This window comes from Antarcticibacterium flavum, assembly GCF_006159205.1.
Lineage (GTDB): Bacteria > Bacteroidota > Bacteroidia > Flavobacteriales > Flavobacteriaceae > Gillisia > Gillisia flava.
The window spans coordinates 2,965,399-2,981,947 of sequence record NZ_CP040812.1 but is presented as its reverse complement, the minus strand read 5'-3'; the positions used below and the strand labels follow the sequence as shown (position 1 = coordinate 2,981,947).

At 41.2% G+C, this 16,549-nt stretch carries 20 protein-coding genes; 3 read left to right on the top strand and 17 right to left on the bottom strand.

The annotated features are described in order from the left end of the window. Positions 1–68 precede the first annotated feature (68 nt). The 13 genes from FHG64_RS12915 to FHG64_RS12855 all read right to left on the bottom strand — a co-directional run bounded on the left by FHG64_RS12915 (position 69) and on the right by FHG64_RS12855 (position 7,146). Entirely contained in the window at positions 69–776 is a 708-nt protein-coding gene (locus FHG64_RS12915; protein ID WP_139066794.1) for a lycopene cyclase domain-containing protein, read from the bottom strand. A gap of 10 nt (positions 777–786) precedes the next feature. Next, complete coding sequence (locus FHG64_RS12910; protein ID WP_139066793.1) at positions 787–1,065, bottom strand: DUF5676 family membrane protein; 279 nt, start codon at positions 1,063–1,065, stop codon at positions 787–789. Positions 1,066–1,081: 16 nt separating this feature from the next. Continuing rightward, entirely contained in the window at positions 1,082–1,300 is a 219-nt protein-coding gene (locus FHG64_RS12905; protein WP_139066792.1) for an SHOCT domain-containing protein, read from the bottom strand. Between the two features lie 26 nt (positions 1,301–1,326). Beyond that, entirely contained in the window at positions 1,327–1,539 is a 213-nt protein-coding gene (locus FHG64_RS12900; RefSeq protein ID WP_139066791.1) for a heavy-metal-associated domain-containing protein, read from the bottom strand. 12 nt (positions 1,540–1,551) lie between these two features. Further along, the gene (locus FHG64_RS12895; RefSeq protein ID WP_139066790.1) at positions 1,552–1,821 is read right to left on the bottom strand and encodes a hypothetical protein; all 270 of its coding nucleotides are present in this window, start codon (positions 1,819–1,821) and stop codon (positions 1,552–1,554) included. A gap of 93 nt (positions 1,822–1,914) precedes the next feature. Then, complete coding sequence (locus FHG64_RS12890; RefSeq protein ID WP_139066789.1) at positions 1,915–2,118, bottom strand: membrane or secreted protein; 204 nt, start codon at positions 2,116–2,118, stop codon at positions 1,915–1,917. Between the two features lie 341 nt (positions 2,119–2,459). Beyond that, a complete protein-coding gene (locus tag FHG64_RS12885) occupies positions 2,460–3,017 on the bottom strand; it encodes a hypothetical protein (RefSeq protein ID WP_139066788.1) in 558 nt (185 codons plus the stop codon). 507 nt (positions 3,018–3,524) lie between these two features. Next, entirely contained in the window at positions 3,525–3,923 is a 399-nt protein-coding gene (locus FHG64_RS19615; protein ID WP_246054095.1) for an ATP cone domain-containing protein, read from the bottom strand. Beyond that, positions 3,920–4,756 (bottom strand): universal stress protein, encoded by an 837-nt coding sequence (locus FHG64_RS12875; RefSeq protein ID WP_139066787.1) that lies wholly within the window; start codon positions 4,754–4,756, stop codon positions 3,920–3,922. The genes FHG64_RS19615 and FHG64_RS12875 overlap by 4 nt, the downstream gene beginning before the upstream one ends. Positions 4,757–5,230: 474 nt before the next feature. Further along, the gene (locus tag FHG64_RS12870) at positions 5,231–5,452 is read right to left on the bottom strand and encodes a P-II family nitrogen regulator (protein WP_246054379.1); all 222 of its coding nucleotides are present in this window, start codon (positions 5,450–5,452) and stop codon (positions 5,231–5,233) included. Positions 5,453–5,746: 294 nt separating this feature from the next. Next, a complete protein-coding gene (locus FHG64_RS12865) occupies positions 5,747–6,052 on the bottom strand; it encodes a hypothetical protein (protein WP_246054093.1) in 306 nt (101 codons plus the stop codon). Positions 6,053–6,133: 81 nt separating this feature from the next. Next, on the bottom strand, positions 6,134–6,646 hold the full coding sequence (locus tag FHG64_RS12860) for a DUF3347 domain-containing protein (RefSeq protein ID WP_218937517.1): 513 nt from the start codon (positions 6,644–6,646) through the stop codon (positions 6,134–6,136). 140 nt (positions 6,647–6,786) lie between these two features. Next, complete coding sequence (locus FHG64_RS12855; RefSeq protein ID WP_168191358.1) at positions 6,787–7,146, bottom strand: potassium channel family protein; 360 nt, start codon at positions 7,144–7,146, stop codon at positions 6,787–6,789. Here FHG64_RS12855 and FHG64_RS19210 point away from each other — a divergent pair, their 5' ends adjacent. Continuing rightward, positions 7,147–7,284: a hypothetical protein gene (locus FHG64_RS19210; RefSeq protein ID WP_168191357.1), complete on the top strand. Its 138-nt coding sequence runs from the start codon at positions 7,147–7,149 to the stop codon at positions 7,282–7,284. It abuts the gene before it with no gap. An 87-nt stretch (positions 7,285–7,371) separates the two neighbouring features. Here the strand turns inward: FHG64_RS19210 and FHG64_RS12850 are convergent, their stop codons facing one another. The 4 genes from FHG64_RS12850 to FHG64_RS12835 form a co-directional block, all read right to left on the bottom strand. Then, a complete protein-coding gene (locus FHG64_RS12850; protein ID WP_139066785.1) occupies positions 7,372–9,156 on the bottom strand; it encodes an efflux RND transporter periplasmic adaptor subunit in 1,785 nt (594 codons plus the stop codon). 22 nt (positions 9,157–9,178) lie between these two features. After that, the gene (locus FHG64_RS12845; RefSeq protein ID WP_139066784.1) at positions 9,179–10,603 is read right to left on the bottom strand and encodes a TolC family protein; all 1,425 of its coding nucleotides are present in this window, start codon (positions 10,601–10,603) and stop codon (positions 9,179–9,181) included. 9 nt (positions 10,604–10,612) lie between these two features. Continuing rightward, on the bottom strand, positions 10,613–14,437 hold the full coding sequence (locus FHG64_RS12840) for an efflux RND transporter permease subunit (RefSeq protein WP_139066783.1): 3,825 nt from the start codon (positions 14,435–14,437) through the stop codon (positions 10,613–10,615). 106 nt (positions 14,438–14,543) lie between these two features. Further along, positions 14,544–14,957 (bottom strand): HYC_CC_PP family protein, encoded by a 414-nt coding sequence (locus FHG64_RS12835; RefSeq protein ID WP_139066782.1) that lies wholly within the window; start codon positions 14,955–14,957, stop codon positions 14,544–14,546. Positions 14,958–15,305: 348 nt separating this feature from the next. On the opposite strand from FHG64_RS12835, the gene FHG64_RS12830 reads away from it, so the two are divergent. Then, positions 15,306–15,839 (top strand): DUF3347 domain-containing protein, encoded by a 534-nt coding sequence (locus FHG64_RS12830; RefSeq protein WP_139066781.1) that lies wholly within the window; start codon positions 15,306–15,308, stop codon positions 15,837–15,839. Between the two features lie 37 nt (positions 15,840–15,876). Continuing rightward, complete coding sequence (locus FHG64_RS12825; protein ID WP_139066780.1) at positions 15,877–16,368, top strand: DUF305 domain-containing protein; 492 nt, start codon at positions 15,877–15,879, stop codon at positions 16,366–16,368. Positions 16,369–16,549 lie beyond the last annotated feature (181 nt).

Here is a 16,549-nt window from a genome sequence, read left to right as displayed (position 1 = left end):
TTCATTTTTTTTCTTTTTCTTTTACAATCATTACTGAACATTTGAAGTGTGTTGCTGGATACTGCGAATTAATTACGCGCTTTATTTAAGTGTATAAGTTTCCGCCAATAGAAGTGTTCAAACAATCCAGACCAGTACATCCCAAAGGTGAAGGCGAACAATAATTCTTCAACTGGGATTCCCAAAACAAGGATATGTGTCAGGTTTTCGAGGTTCCAGTACAACTCCACATATTGCGGATAGAACAGCAAGATGCTTCCAAAATAAATGACGTACAGTAGGGTAAACAAGAATCCGCCAACCCATATCTTTCCTTTTAAATCCGGGCGACAGTACAATGTTGCCAAACCTCCCGAAAATAATGCAATGGTGCCGCAATAAATATGATTAAGTGGCGTGAAAAACGCCAGTAAAACAAATACAATCACTGGAACAAAGAGGATATAAATATGCAATCGGTGCATGCTATGACTTCTTTCGCCTTGTGGTATTTCTGCCAGGTTTTTTTTGAATATAAGGTTATACAATACCGTCCCGATACCACCAATAGCGAAAGAGAAAATGAGACTCTCAATGTCAAAGCCGGTTTTCTTGGCCAAATCAAACAGCGAGGGTGGAAACCAATATTCCGGCACAAACAAGGGTTCTGTCAACCCAAAGGGCATAGTAATAAGGCTCATTTTGAGCATTTCTTTTCTATGCCCCTTTTTTGACAAATAGGTTATTGCCCAAAGTGCCAAAATTATTAACGACCATATAAACCAGACGTTCTGCATAAGTCTTATTTTACTCTTTTAACTTTATCTGCGCATTATAAAAAGCACCAATGCAAGCACCTATAAGCCAACCTAAAATAAACGTTTGTATAATGCCAAAGAACGCTTCCAGCAATGGTACATCCATTCTAATAATGCTGGTAGTGTCCAAACCATGTATTAGGCTGTTGAAAAAAGTAATTGTTCCATCCTGTCCTGCTGTTGCCATTACGATCATACATCCCAAATAAATTAGTGCTCCCGTAAGGCCGAAGGCAAATCCGAGTTTTTTTACGTTTAAACGATACATGATTTATAAGTTTAGATTAGTTGTCTGAGGTTAAAACCTTTTTTGATTCTTCAAATTCTTCCTTAGATATTTCGCCTTTTGCATAGCGTTTTTTAAGGATATCCAGAGGACTGTCTTTCTTTGTTCTTTGATATGGAATATCTGCCGGGATAAAGAATATCCAGGCAAGAAATATGATCCATATAATCCACCATACTAGGTGCATTCCTCCAAAATGTCCGTCATATAGATACATAATTTTTAGTTTTTAAATTGTTATTGTTAAATTGCTGTAATTGTGTAACCATTGAGCCTATCAAGCTGCTTTTGTAGTTCGGCAACCGAAAGGGATTCGTTCATAGTAATTTTTGTAGTGCCTTTTGGCGTTAGCGAGATTTCTGCCTTTTCGATGTTGGGATGTTCTTCCAAAGTCTTTTTTACTCTTGCTACACATCCACCGCAACTGATTCCGTTAATTTGAAAATTTTGTTTCATTGTATTTAGTTTTTAATGATGTTGATTTTCTTTTGTTTTTTCTGTTGAATCATCGTTTGAGTGCTTTTGAGTATGGTCGTGACCATTAGGGTTTCCATTATTGTGTTTGTGCCCTCCGTGGCCGTGAGACCCGTGCGGCATAAACATATGGATAGCGAACATAAAAAGAATAAAAATGAACAGAGAAGAGCCTCCGCCTATACCAAAAGATGGCGCTAAAAAAATGATCAGTAGTGGTAGGCCACAACCGATGACCATCCATATCCAGTGATTGTTTTTCATTGTTATCAATTTTTAGTTTAGTTTTTAAAACATCTGTAACAGTCTTTGGGGCCTCGTTCTGAAGTATCAATTTTGACACTTGAACATTGCCCATTAAGTATGTTGAGGCTCATCACAGTCTTTAAACTTTTCAGGCGTTTTCCCACAAAAACTACAGGGCTCGCCATTTTTATTGAGCTTAGGGTTTTGGCTTGCACAGGTTCCTGCAAACTTACCATCCCTTTTAGCCCAAATTTTTATAGCTATTCCAGCAACTGCCAATGCTAAAAGAATAACAGTGATTATTATAAGTTTCATTTGTTTTTATTTAATTTACATTTTGTACTAATTTGTATGCATATTTGCCCTATTTACGCCGTTTTCTTCCATCATTAATTACAGGATCCTATACAGTCCTCGCTCCTCATCTCTTTTTCGATTTTATTGTTACCATCTTTAACTGCCGAAACGCCTGTCCAGAATATCCATTGGATTCTCATTCTTCTCTGTGTTTTGTCTATTATTTCTATTGTACAGAAATACGACCAATACAAGAACAACCGGTATCAATATCCACGACCACATCATCATAATTATATAGTTTTAATAGTTGATAAATGGTTTTGAATTGTAGTTATACCAATCTTTAGGGCAGGGATTTATTGTCCTTTATTTTTCATTTTTTCTTTCATCTTCTCTTTCATTTCAGGATTTTTCTCCATCATCTTTTGCATCATTTCTTTCATCATTTCTGGGTTTTCATTCATCATTTGCATCATCTTCGTTTTCATCTGATTAGTCATCATTTTGTTGTTATGGATTTCATCCATCAGCATTTCACGTCCCTTTTCACTCTCCATCATTTTATTGAGCACTTTTGATTGCATCTTTTGCATCATTTCCGGATTTTTTTCCATCATCATCTGAAAATGGGATTGCATTTTTTCCTTCATTTCAGGGTTTTTCTCCATCATCATTTTCATATTTCCAGATTCCATCTGTTCCATGTGAACTTTCATCAATATCTTTTTGGCCTCCTCGCTTTTTTGTACCTCACTGAGGAAATTGGTTAACTGAACAGGGTTTGAAATGATTTCTTGATAAATGGCAGTTCTATTTTCTTCAACCTGCAATGTCTCGGTTGCATTGAAGGTTGACTTGCAACTGTTTAAGCTTAAAAGTCCAATGGCCGATAAAACAATTAGTAGTGATTTCATGATTTTTATTTTAGTTAACATTTATTACAACTTTAATGAACCCATTCCCAATCCAAATCATTGTAGTTGAAGGAATGTATTTTAAACATCAGGTGTGGTGAGGTTTTTATTAGTCATGCCAAACCGTTTCTTTGACTCCACAGAGTTTCCTCGAATCTTCTAAAATTTTGATCAACCCATTTTCACCAACATTCATTTCCTTAAGTACGCTGGGATTCTCCTGTAGTTCTCTGCATAGCACAATTCCTTTTTCAGTAGTATTACTTTTTCTGCCTTAGAAAGATTTACAAGGGCTGTTACCGGATGCAGACCTGCGCTGTCTATTCGGTCCTTGAATTGCCTCCTTCGAAAACCGGGTGTTATTATAAACTGCGCCCTAGTGAATTTTCTCTTTGTATCCCTGCTGGCGTGTCCATTGTTCTTTTAGATCAAGGAATCTCGACTGGATGTACAAAGGAATTTTTTCATTACAAATTCTCCCCTGGTCACTATGGTACTTACATTCTATCATGTAGTGACGGTTTTCCTTTTCTGCGATGACGTCGATTTCATGCGAGACACAATGCCCTTGGACCACGACCCCAACCTCGGGTTGAAAGCCCTCAGCGTCCAGTAATTTTCCCACAATCTTCCGAATGGATCTCCGGAGGGGCCCAACTCCATCAAAGCTTTTTTTAATTTGTATTTTGATGCATTAACACGAGAATGGTCTTGAAGCATTTTAAATGCCACCTGGTATATTTGTTTTGAACTTATCCAATCAAAAATTTCTTCCTGCACCTTTTTAGAAATTGTTTTCACCTGATTGCTATCGGCTCCGGCGCGATTTAAAGATTTTTGGAGCTTACTTATGTCAAAAGCTTCCAATTCTCCTGAGTACTTCCTGATTTGTGCCGCTCCTCTCATCGCTCTATCCTAATAGTCATCACCGGCAAGTCTGAATGATTTGTTACCTTTTCTACAGTACTACTGGAGAAAAGACTCAAAAACCCTGTGCGCCCATGGGTACACATCGCGATCAAATCGGCATTTTTGTACTGCAGATAGTTATTGATACCTTTTTCCACGCCAGGTTCGTTGTACACATTCAATGAGTAATCCTTCAAACTGGGGAATTTTTCAACAAATTTCTGTAAAGGCTTTAAGCCTGACTCGATATTGTTGTAATTCTTCTCTGTGTTTACCTTTAATAAATGGATTCGGGCAAGGCATTTATCAGCAATTGACTTTACCCGCGTAAAAGCTTCTGTTACATCTTCCTCAAAATTAGACACGAACAAAATATTCTTAAAAGGGAAACACACCTCCTGGTCTTTGACCACAATTACAGGCACATCCGCTTTTCTTACTATTTCTTCCACGTTGCTTCCCAACAGCTCTCGAATTCCACCTTTGGTACCACTGCTCCCGGTGATTATAAAATCATGTTTGAAATGACCACTGTGATTTAGAATATTATCAAGGTCTCCGTTAAATTCCAGAAAAACTCTACATCTTAATCCCTCTCGTTCCGCTTGTTTCTCAAGTTCTCTCAAATCTGCTCTTGCACTTCCTATATTTCTTGCAGTTTCTGGATACCTGAGTTCTTTTTGTTTATCTAAATTGACCCAGTCTACAGGAGTGTTCATCAAGTGTAAAAAGTGAATCTCTGCATTGTAAAGTTTAGCCATTTTTATGCCCAGCTCTTCAGCTTTTCTACAGTTTTTAGAAAAATTAGTTGGTACGAGTATATTATTCATTACTTTGAAATTTTAGAATTGATTTTTACAATTTTTTTATTCATTGTCACGACGACAATTCCCAGGGGACAAAGTTTTCCGGTCCATTAGTTGTAAAAGTTATCGTGTGGCCGAGTTTTGTATTACCAGAGTAATTTAATCTTCTTCGAATTTAAAACATTCTCGTAATCCATAATATGATATATATCATATTATGCCACCTCTTTGAAATAAACTTTTAAAAAATACCACCTTTAAAGGTAGGATGCGAATAAAAAAGATCACGTATCTCTTAGAAAAGCTCCGTAAACTGCCAAAAGGAATATTATAAGAAAGGATAGGAAAGCAACAATTTTGTCCGTCGTAGTTATTCTCTTAGAAGGCTTTTTGTTTCTCTCTTTCAACCTTTTTTTTTGTTCTCTTCTACATTTTCTGTACGTTGCCATGCCACGCCTTATTTGGAGGCTGCAGTTTTAAACTTTGTCTTCCTAAAATCTAAAGTTCATACCGACTGCTTTCTCCTGTTGTCACTTTGAAAATTTCTTCCACCATAGTGATGTAAATTATACCGTCTCCTATTTCTCCTGTACTGCCATTCTTGTTGATAATCTCAACAATATTTTGAACATCTTCCTGCTTACAGACCAATTCTAACTTGGCCATTTTATTATGAGTGACAGTGAAATTAAAGGATGGTTGTGCTTTACGACTGGTAATGCTGCCGGTCCCTTCTACTTCAATTATCGTTATACTTTTAAAGTTTTATTGCGCTGTCCCTTTATATCTTCATTGAGTCTTTCATGCCTGACAAATGCCTTAACTTCTCTCATTTTTTTAAAATATTCTTCAGTTAACTAAAAAATAAAGGTCTTGGTTGGAAAAACCTTCCGTCTTATTTACTAATGTGCGACTTGTAATTTTGTTCAGATTCAAAATATGCCACATTTCCATTTTCATGCTGGAGGACTATAAATGCAGTGGCTTTATCTACCGTGGCACCACTGAATGGATCTATTGAAATGCGGAAGTTTCTTCATTAGTTAGCTTTCCCACGCACATCTCACAACAGCCATAGTATGTTTTACCATTAACAGGTACAGGCATTTGAGATTTACCCATATAGGCGTTGTTGACCATACACACCAATTCATTTGGAACATGATCCCCAACCTGGTAGTTTGCTTCCAGCTTTTCCGTTTTGAGAATTTCCTGCTGAACAACCTCATGAACATCTTGATTTTTCCCTACGGAATAATTGCATGAAATAAAAGCTATACTTACAAAAGCCATCCAAATTATGTTAATTGACTTTTTCATCTTAATCGTTTTTGTTAGTGCCTGCCAATGGGTTGAACAAGTTTTGGGGTTGCCCAACCCATATTCTGCAGGACTTAATTATTATTGAATGGTTTCTTTGACACTACCGCATTTTTTCATGTTTTCTCCCATGTACGGGTTTACTATTTCCTGTTGGCTTGAAAGCCAGTTAGCTCCGGTGAGACCATTGGCCATAGGACAGAAGTGAACATATACTACACCCATAGATAATTGACCGTTTTTTACGAGTGCGGTCATCTCATCGCTTAGGGCTGCAAAGGATTTTCTCTGGGCTCCCAGAGAAGTTGAAGATGCTATTATTGCAGCCTCTGCCCGAGCCTGCTCACTGTTGTCCATTTTTTTAAGGGTCTTTAAAAGACTTTGAGCTGCTTTTTGTGCCTTTCCCGCTTCGGCAGCTATCAAAGCATCTTTTACATCAAGATAAGCCTGATAGGCCTTGGTTACTTCTTTCGACTTGAACAACGGTTTTGTTTGGATAATCTCCTGTTGCACGGCCTGGCCACCGTGGTTGTGTTGTGCGTTTGCTCCCCAGCTTACTAAAGCCAGACATAGCATGATCATTGTTTTCTTCATTTTTCTATTTGTTTAATGGTTAAATACTTGAATCAAGGTCACACCGATAACCAAGAGGATCGCAATCCTCCAGGCCGCTCGGCCCAACCATACTTTTATTTTAGCTGGAGACGCTTCATCTCCTGTTTTGTAGCAACCGGTCATGGCGTTGTGGTTGTTGTTTTGATTTGTATCGATTTGATATTTGAAAGCCCGAAAATCACCAGCAGAAAACTCTGCCCCACCTCCATCATGACAAGCAGTTTGGCTGGTATGGAAACCGGCACTATATCGCCATAACCAAGCGAGGTAAAAGTGACAACACTTAGGTATAAGTAATCAAACAGCCCATTCCAAAAGGACAGGTTTTCATCATTGTTTAATCCCTCAAATGAGTGCTTGTCAAAGCCTGCCAGACAGGAGAAATCCGTAGCAAATGAGAAGCTCATCAGTACAACCAGCAAGCCAAATGTGAATAGTACTTCACCTATAAATGCACAGCTATTAATCACTGCCTGCATTTGCCTGAACGTATAGAAGGTGAAGAACACTACCTTGACAAGTGCCAGAAATACGACAAGGATCAACATCTAACTACTGCTGTGGTTCATGTACTGCATCAATACCGCATAGAGCAAAAAGACTGCACCAATAAATAGGATGGTCGGACTTGATTTGATTACCAATTGCCTGATGAACTTCAAGGATTTCATTACTTTTTTTTACATTTGATTCAATGAGTCATTTTAGTGATTATGCCCTCCGGCAGATTGCTGCTTAGCAGGGCCACCCTCTTCAAAGACCTTTTGTCCTTTCAGGTACGTCTTTTTTACTTCTCCACAGGAGACCATTGTTTCTCCAAAATAGGGATTCAGGATTTCTTCGGATTCGCTCAGCCAGAAAGCACCCTTATTGTCAAAAGCCATCGGGCAGAAATCCTTGTACACCTTTTCTTTTTCCAATCCGAATGATTCGGTTATTTCCAGCATGTTTTGCGAAAGCATAGAGAAATGTTGACGCAGCGTTTCCAAATCTTTGGCCTCCTTCATCATTTGAATAGCTCCGGTCAATTGCTCTTTCAAGGCCATCCAATGGTCATGTGCTTTTCCTTTCAGGTTTCGCATTTCCACTTGGGTAATGGCATTTTCCACTTCGTTCAAAGCCGAAGTGGCTTCCTCAGAACTGTCTTCTACCAATGCATTTTTCACCTTGAAGTAGGCATCAGCAACAGCTGTGATCTGCTGACGAAATGCCTGGGGCACGTCCATCGTTTTTGTTTCGGGACGCATTAACATACTGTAGTTGCCGGAAAGCTGGGCAGCGGCATCAATGGCAAATACACCATTGGTGACGATTTCCTCCCCTGCCTCCAGGCCAACTTCCACCAGCCACATTTCGCCCATGCGTGGGCCAATGGTGATTTCACGCATTTCGAAGGCAGGAAATTCTGTTTCTGGCACTTTTACATATACAATAGAGCGTTTGCCAGACCAGAGTAAAGCCGTACGGGGTATGGCCAGCGATGACTGGCCTTTGCGCAAGGTGGTACGGATGCGGGCATTGATGAACATCTCAGGCCGCAGCTCACCGCTTCCGTTGGAAGCCTCTGCACGAACGGATGCTGCACGGGTGTTGGCGTTGATCACCGGATCAATATAGGTGACTTTTGCTGTGAAGGTTTGGCCGGGAATCCCTGCAGCCGTGAAGCTGACTTCATCACCCATTTTCACAAATGGAAGATCAGATTCATACGCATCGATCATTATCCAAACCCTGCTGAGATCTACCACGTCGAACAAAACCGAGCCTGTACTCACATAGTCGCCAACAGCGATGTTTCGCTGGGTTACGATACCTGCTTTGTCGGCCAGTACGTCAAATTGGTCCTGCACCTTTCTAGAATTTTCAAGGGCGTCAATTTGCTTTTCATTCAGTTTCCACAAGCGAAGTTTTTCCCTGGCCGCATCATACAGCTCCGGATAAGTAGCTTTCGTAGAAGCAGCTTCTAAAAGTTCCTTTTGCGTTGTGACCAATTCCGGTGAATAAATGGTGGCTAGCCTTTCTCCCTGCCGTACTACCTGGCCCGTGAAATTGACAAAAAGCTGTTCTATCCGTCCCGGGAACTTGGCCGTAACAGAAGCCAATTGGCGTTCATCGGCCTTCACTTTTCCGGTTAGAAAAAGCTCCCCTTCAGGAGACACTCCCGTAACCCTTGAAGTGTGGATATTGGCCATAGCTATTGCTTGAGGGGTCATTTCATGTACCAGAGGATTTTCATCTAATGTTGAGCGCTGGGATGTTGCAGGGATCAGATCCATCCCACAAATTGGGCAACTTCCTGGCTCTGATAGTCTTATCTGTGGGTGCATGGAGCAAGTCCACACTTCATCAGTTGTTTCGGTATGCTGATGTTCCGTTGATGCTTTAGTTTGATTATTTGATGCTTTGATTAGCCATCCGATAAGACCTCCCAATACCAATGCAAGCAGCAATGCGAAAAGGACTTTTTTATTTTTGAGAAAATTTTTCATTTTTTTAAATTTTAAAGCGTCATTAATTCAGTTCTGTTGCTGCCAGGTTTTCCAGCATGGAAATGGTTATGTGCTGATCTACTATTGAAGTGATCAGTTTCAATTGAAAATCGAGTAATTGCTGTTGTACGCGCAGCACTTCTTCGAAATCCCGTCCGTCCGTAGCGTAGCTGGCCATCAGCAGGTTCAGGGTTTGCCTGGCCAGGTCGGTTTGCTCCCTGTACAGCTTTGTTCTCCTGTTTGCATCGTCCAAATCCCGCAGAGCGGTTGACCATCGGGTGGTCAACTGATTGACGGTGTTCTCCCTGCGCTCTTTTACTGCCGTTTGCCTCAATTCGGCTTCTTTTTGCATGGCGTTGTACTTTTTGCGGTAGATGGGAATAGTCAACCTCACCATGGGCATAACCATGTCATCACCCCCCATTGACACTCCATTCTCAGTTCGTGGACTAAAAGGCATGTAATTAACACCTGCTCCCAGCATTGGCCTTCCCTCAAGCTTTGCCATCCTTTTTTGAGCCTCGTAGGCTTCCTCTTCAGCATTCAGCATTTTCACCATGGGATTGTTGTGCGTAATGCTGTCCAGCAATGCCTGACGTTCCCATATTATTACTGATAAGCTCAATGAATCGGCAATCGCAACCTCTTCATTGACATTCCGGTTAAGCAACTGATTGAATTCGGCTTTTAAGGGCAGTCGGGTGTCTTGCAGCAAGGCACTAGTATTTTCCAACTCCTTGATTTCAATTCTTACCCTGAGTACATCACTCATGCCGGACCCACCTCCGCTCATTGATGGGGAAGAACCCATTGAAGACCCGCCTTTTGGGCTGCTTTTACCAGTAGTACCGCTGTTCATTCCACTGCTCATTCCACCCATTGAAGTTGCTGATGAAGTGGAGGTACCGCTGCTCATGTTTGAAGTTCCCTGCATACCGGTAGAACCGGTACCTGAACCTGAACCTGCACTCTGAAAGCGGATGAGTGCCAGCCGCTCATACTGTTTGAGAATGCCGAGGTTTTCCTCCGTAATGCGGATTTCCTCTTCCAGCCTGTATAGTTGATACCAGGTGTTTTTTACCTGATAAAACAAACTGTATTTGGCATTCTGAAACACTTCGTACCGTGCCAAGGCCATTTTGCTTGCCTCATCCTTTCTGGCACTCAGCGTACCGAACCATGGGAACATCTGCATCAACTGTAACTGACCTCTTTGATTACCCATAGTGAATTCCATTGGTCTAAGGAAAAAGCCCATATCCAGTTCCGGATCAGGCAGTGACCCAACCTGTGGTACTTTTTCCAAAGCGGCCAGATATTCATTGAAGTAAGCTTTTAGCTCAGGGTTGTTTTCGGCTGCTATTTTCAGGTATTCATCCAGGCTTTGTGAAAAGCTTGTGAACTGAACGCCTAAAAGCAACAGGAATATGATTGCTATTTTTTTCATTTCCTTGATTTATGATTCTGTAAATACTTCGGGATTGCGTTTAAGCTTACGCTCTGCCCACCAACTATAAAGCACCGGAACTACCAACAAGGTGATCAATGCAACCACCATTCCCCCGAAGGAAGGAATGGCCATTGGAATCATGATGTCTGAACCCCGACCTGAGGAGGTGAGTACCGGCAACAAGGCCAATAAGGTAGTAGCTGTAGTCATAAGGCAGGGTCTCACTCTTTTCATCCCTGCTTCCAGCACTGCCCTACGCACTTCCTTAATATTTTCAGGAGTGCGCTTTTTAAAGCTTTGATCCAGATAAGTGGCCACTACCACACCATCGTCTGTGGCAATGCCGAATAAGGCTATGAAGCCTACCCAAACTGCCACACTCAGGTTGTAGATTTTCATCTGGAAAAGCTCCCGCATGTTGGTGCCAAAGACCGAAAAATCCATGAACCATCCCTGGCCATAGAGCCAAAGCATGAGGAAGCCACCGGAAAATGCCATAGCAATTCCCGAGAACACAAACAAAGTGGTAGATACTGCTCTGAACTGAAAATACAGGATCAGGAAGATAGCGATCAAACAGAGCGGGACTACTATGCCCAACCGTTTTTCAGCCCTGATCTGATTTTCATAACTTCCTGAAAAGACGTAGCGCACCCCGGCAGGAACAGACAATTCCCCGGAATCTATTTTCTCCTTCAAATAGCGCTGAGCGTCTTCCACAACCGTTACCTCTGCAAATCCCGCCTTTTTGTCCAGTAGGACATAGCCAACCAAAAAGCTGTTCTCCCCACGGATCATTTCAGGGCCGGGCCGGTAAGTAATATCCGCCAATTGGCCTAAAGGTATGTAAGATCCGGTAGGAGTGGGTACCTGCATGGTTTCAATGGCTGAAGGGTCATCCCTCCACTCCCGGGCATAGCGAACCCTGATAGGGAAACGCTCCCTTCCTTCTACGGTAGTACTAATTTGCATACCACCAATGGCCGTCTCCACGTAATCCTGGACGTCCCTTATGCTTAATCCGTACCTTGCAATTTGTACGCGGTCAATATCAATTTCCAAATAGGGTTTCCCAACAATCCTATCTGCAAAAACAGCTTCAGATTTAACAGAAGGGACTTCTTTCAAATATTTCTCCAGTTGAAGTCCAAATCCTTCTATTGTTGCGAGATCTGGACCATAGACTTTTATACCCATAGGTGCCCGCATGCCGGTTTGCAGCATGACAAGCCGGGTTTCAATAGGTTGTAGCTTGGGTGAAGATGTTACTCCCGGAATATTGACCACACCCACAATTTCATTCCAGATATCATCTGGGGTTTTGATGTGGTCTCTCCATTGGCGGAAGTATTCGCCTTTAGGATCAGGAATAAGCAGCTTTACATTGAGCTGCTCAGGAGACATGGTTTCATGATTGTAAATTTCTCCATTTGAAAGCTCAAAGTGTCCGTCTTTGTTGATTTTAAACCGGAGTTTGGTTCCATTAATATCAGAGACATATTCACTCTTGTAGCTAATGGTGTTTTCAAACATAGATATAGGGGCAGGGTCGATAGCCGTTTCTGCCCTTCCCGCCTTCCCCACCACCATATCTACTTCCGGTATAGCCGTGACCATCATATCCAGCTTTTGTAATACCTGGCGGTTTTCCTCCACACCTGCATGGGGCATGGAAGTCGGCATAAGGAGAAAAGTACCCTCATCAAGCGAAGGCATAAACTCTTTGCCCAATCCCGGTAAAATTTCTGTCATTCCTGACCATGCAGAACTTTCCCTTATATTCCATCCTACCTTTTCTGTAGCCTTTGGAATGATGCCAAATACTTTATCAAAACCCAGCCAAATACTGACTCCAATCAATAAAATTATGGCTGGCAGGGTTAAAAAAATCGCTTTATGATCAAGACACCATAATAATATCTTAGGATAAAACTTTATGAATATGGAAAATCCGCCCAGAACCAAGGCAATAATTATCCCGATGAAAAGAAAATTGGTCAATATACTATTGGAAACGCCTAATGGCACCCATTCGACTGTTAGCAGCCACGCTACCGCCACCACGGTAAAACCGACCAGCATTAAGTTACGATGTTTTGCGAACTTCTCTGGATAATGGTGAAGCAGTATGTTGATCAGTCCGAAACCAAAAAGTACCCAGCCGCCCCAAGACCAAACTGTAAACGCTAAGATAGGGCCTGAAATGACCAATAAATAGTTGAAATATTGCCCAAATCTCCCCTTTCCTTTTTTCATGGAGAAAATCCAGTGGGCAAAGGCAGGCATGATGATAAGCGTGAAAATCAAGGCAGATATCAAAGCAAATGTCTTGGTATAGGCCAGCGGGCCGAACAGCTTGCCTTCTGCTGCCTGAAGTGTAAAGACAGGTAAGAAACTTACTATGGTGGTGCTAACCGCAGCAAGAATTGCCGAGGCAACCTCGGTGGTGGCATCATAAACGGTTTTAAGTTTGGATTGGCCTTCGGGCACTTCATCCATATGCCGCAGAATATTTTCATTGAGGATAATCCCCAGATCGACCATCGTGCCAATCGCAATGGCTATCCCTGACAGGGCGACAATATTGGCATCTACTCCTACGTATTTCATGAAAATGAAAACCATGAGCACGGCCAGTGGTAATAAGGCGGATATCATGATAGAGGCCCGCAGGTTGTACAGCATCACGATGATGACAATAATGGTAATGAGTATCTGTAAACTTATGGCTTCATAGAGTGTGCCGAGCGTTTCATAAATCAATCCGGTGCGGTCATAAAATGGGACTATAGTAACCTTGGATACCGTTCCGTCTACGAGCGTTTTAGAGGGAAGGCCAACGGCTATCTTTTCGATTTCCTCCTTTAAACTATTGATGATTTTGAGCGGATTATCCCCATAACGTGCGATTACCACTCCTCCAACAGCTTCGGCACCTGACTTGTCCAATAAACCACTCATATTACGTGGTTGAGGACCTATATTTACTTTACCGATATCTTTGATACGAAGCGGCACATTATCCACAACCCTCACCACAGCCTCATCCAAATCACTTAATTCTTTAACATAGCCCAACCCCCTGACAAAGTAATCCACCCTGTTTACTTCTATGGTATTGGCTCCCACATCGATGTTGCTGTTTCTCACCGCCTGCATCACGTCCATTAAGGATACATCATGCGCTTTCAGAGCGGCAGGATCAACATCCACCTGGTATTCCTTGACATAGCCACCCACGGATGCTACTTCGGCCACACCTTCTACACTTGTGAGGGCATAACGGATATAATAGTCCTGGATAGTGCGGAGTTCGTGCAGGTCCCAACCACCTGTTGGTTTCCCCTCCTTGTCCCTGCCTTCCAGCGTGTACCAATACACCTGTCCAAGGGCGGTAGCATCCGGCCCCAATTTGGGCTGGACGCCAATGGGTAAAAGGCCACTGGGAAGGGAGTTAAGTTTTTCCAGTACACGGGAACGGCTCCAGTAAAATTCAATATCTTCATTGAAGATGATATAGATGCTGGAAAAGCCGAAAGCCGAACTACTTCGCACGCTTTTTACGCCCGGCAAGCCAAGCAATGCGGTGGTAAGTGGATAGGTAATCTGATCCTCCACATCTTGCGGGGAACGACCCATCCATTCGGTAAAAACAATCTGTTGGTTTTCACCTATATCCGGGATGGCATCCACTGGCACAGGATCGCGGGGAAGGAAACTTGTTTCCCAGTTAAAAGGAGCTGTGACTATGCCCCAGGCTACAATGAGTAGCAATACGAGAACAGTAACGAGCTTATTCTCGAGAAAGAATTTGATAATTTTATTAAGCATGACAAATTTGATTAAGAATTGATTATGAACCCCTAACAAGTGGCCCCTCCAAACCTACTGTATTAACAATCTGAATAAATACAGGGTGCCGGAAATCAAAACTTAATCAAATAAGAAAAATCTGGTTACGCAATTGAATGTCATAAACCAGCAATGGAGGACAATAGTTTTTAAAGGGAACTACCTGACGCTTTTTCCCCTGAAAGAATTGGCCAAAAGAAAATAAATACGAGACGAGAAAAACCTGCTCATCAAGGTCCAAAATATTTAAAGGCAGCTGTAGTTCATCTTGTCCTTCTACTGTTGATTTTTCTTCGTTACAGCATCCTTCTTCCAAACTTTCAATTGTGGGAGATAACGGTTTCTGAGCATGCAGACTACAGGATTCGGCTTTACCAAAAACAGAAGCATCCACTAAAAAAGTTCCACAAAAATGTTTTTGTACGGTAAAAGAGGTGGTGGAGAACAATACCAGCAGAGCTAATAAAAAAGTTGATATTTTATAGAATCTGGTTTTCATTACTTAGTTCTATCTTTTATCCTTGTGCCCGTTCTGTATACCTTTAACTATACCTTTTGGGAGCTGATATGTGATATTGTAAAGATAGACCACCTATTCTTTGCTAAATATGATTAAAATCATATTTGATAAACTTTTGTAAAAAAACACGGGTAATCCCGGGGAGCATTTTTGTTAAACAACTGTTAAGCTCTTGGAATGCTTCTTAGACAGTTTTTAACTTGCTCATGCGGAGCCATAGTGTTGCTCTTTTAGGAGATCTTTTCTAAAAAGAAAAGGAGGGGAAAAGTAACCAATACCCGTTTTTTAATTCTTTTTCCATTTTATGAACTAAAAACAATTGTTATAATGAAGACACTTAAAACAACAATAGTATTTTTACTCCTTACAGCCTTTATGGGGTGCAAAGAAAATCAATCGGTGGAAGTAAATACTCCGGAAGAAGTTGAGCAGGAAGCAAAAGAGACTGCTGATATTGCTGACCAGGAATTTATTGATGGAATGACTGGTGCAATATGGCACCATTATCTTACAATGAAAATGGCATTGACTGCATCTGATGCAGATCAGGTCCAACAATCTGCTGGGGATATTGCAGAGATTTTAACTGAAGAAAGAGTTCAAATGAAAGGGATCGCTCAATCTATTTCAGAGACAGATGATATTGAAGCTCAAAGGAAGTTGTTTGCCCAATTTACTGAAGAAATCGGGCCGATGTTTGAAGAAGCTCTTTCAGGAGGTACGATTTACAAACAGTTTTGTCCAATGGCTTTTGATAATAAAGGAGCATATTGGTATTCCTCCGTAAAAGAAATTTCCAATCCGTATTTCGGTGAAAAAATGCCTAATTGTGGATCAGTAGAAAAAACCATTTCGAAATAAAAGAACTTTTAATTAACAAACTATAATTTCAAAAACAATGGATCAAAAAGATAAAAAACACGAAGGAATGAAAAAGGGGATGTATAGCAAATTCATTACTATGTTGGTTCTTTCATTTATTGCCATGTACATAACTATGTATATGAACACTTATGAATGGGATCACCTCTATTTTAGTATTACAAGATTTTATATGGCACTACTCGGGATTTGCGCAATGGCTGTAATTATGCTTACCGTGATGCTGGGTATGTATAAAAACCGAAAAAAGAATATTGCTATATACGCAGGGAGTTTTATAATTTTTATTGGTGCTTTAGGATTGGTAAGGGCTCAGGAACCAGTTGGAGATGTGCTGTGGATGAAGGCAATGATACCACATCACTCAATCGCTGTTCTAACCAGTAAGAGAGCTGATATTAACGACCCGGAAGCAAAAAAACTGGCAGAGGAAATCATTGAGGCCCAGTTAAGAGAGATTGCGGAAATGAAAAAAATAATCTACCGGCTTGAAAACAGGGAAGATTAAATAATTTCCTTTTCATACAAATTCAAACAAAGCCCAGTTAAAATAGTGATGGACTTATGACCTCCTGTTCATTATTCGTCTCCCTATTTCACCGTAGGTGAATGATATGAACTGGTTCTTATCCTTCTTTTTCATGCTTCAGTTTTTCTACATTTAAATAACGAAAATCCCTTGCCCTGGA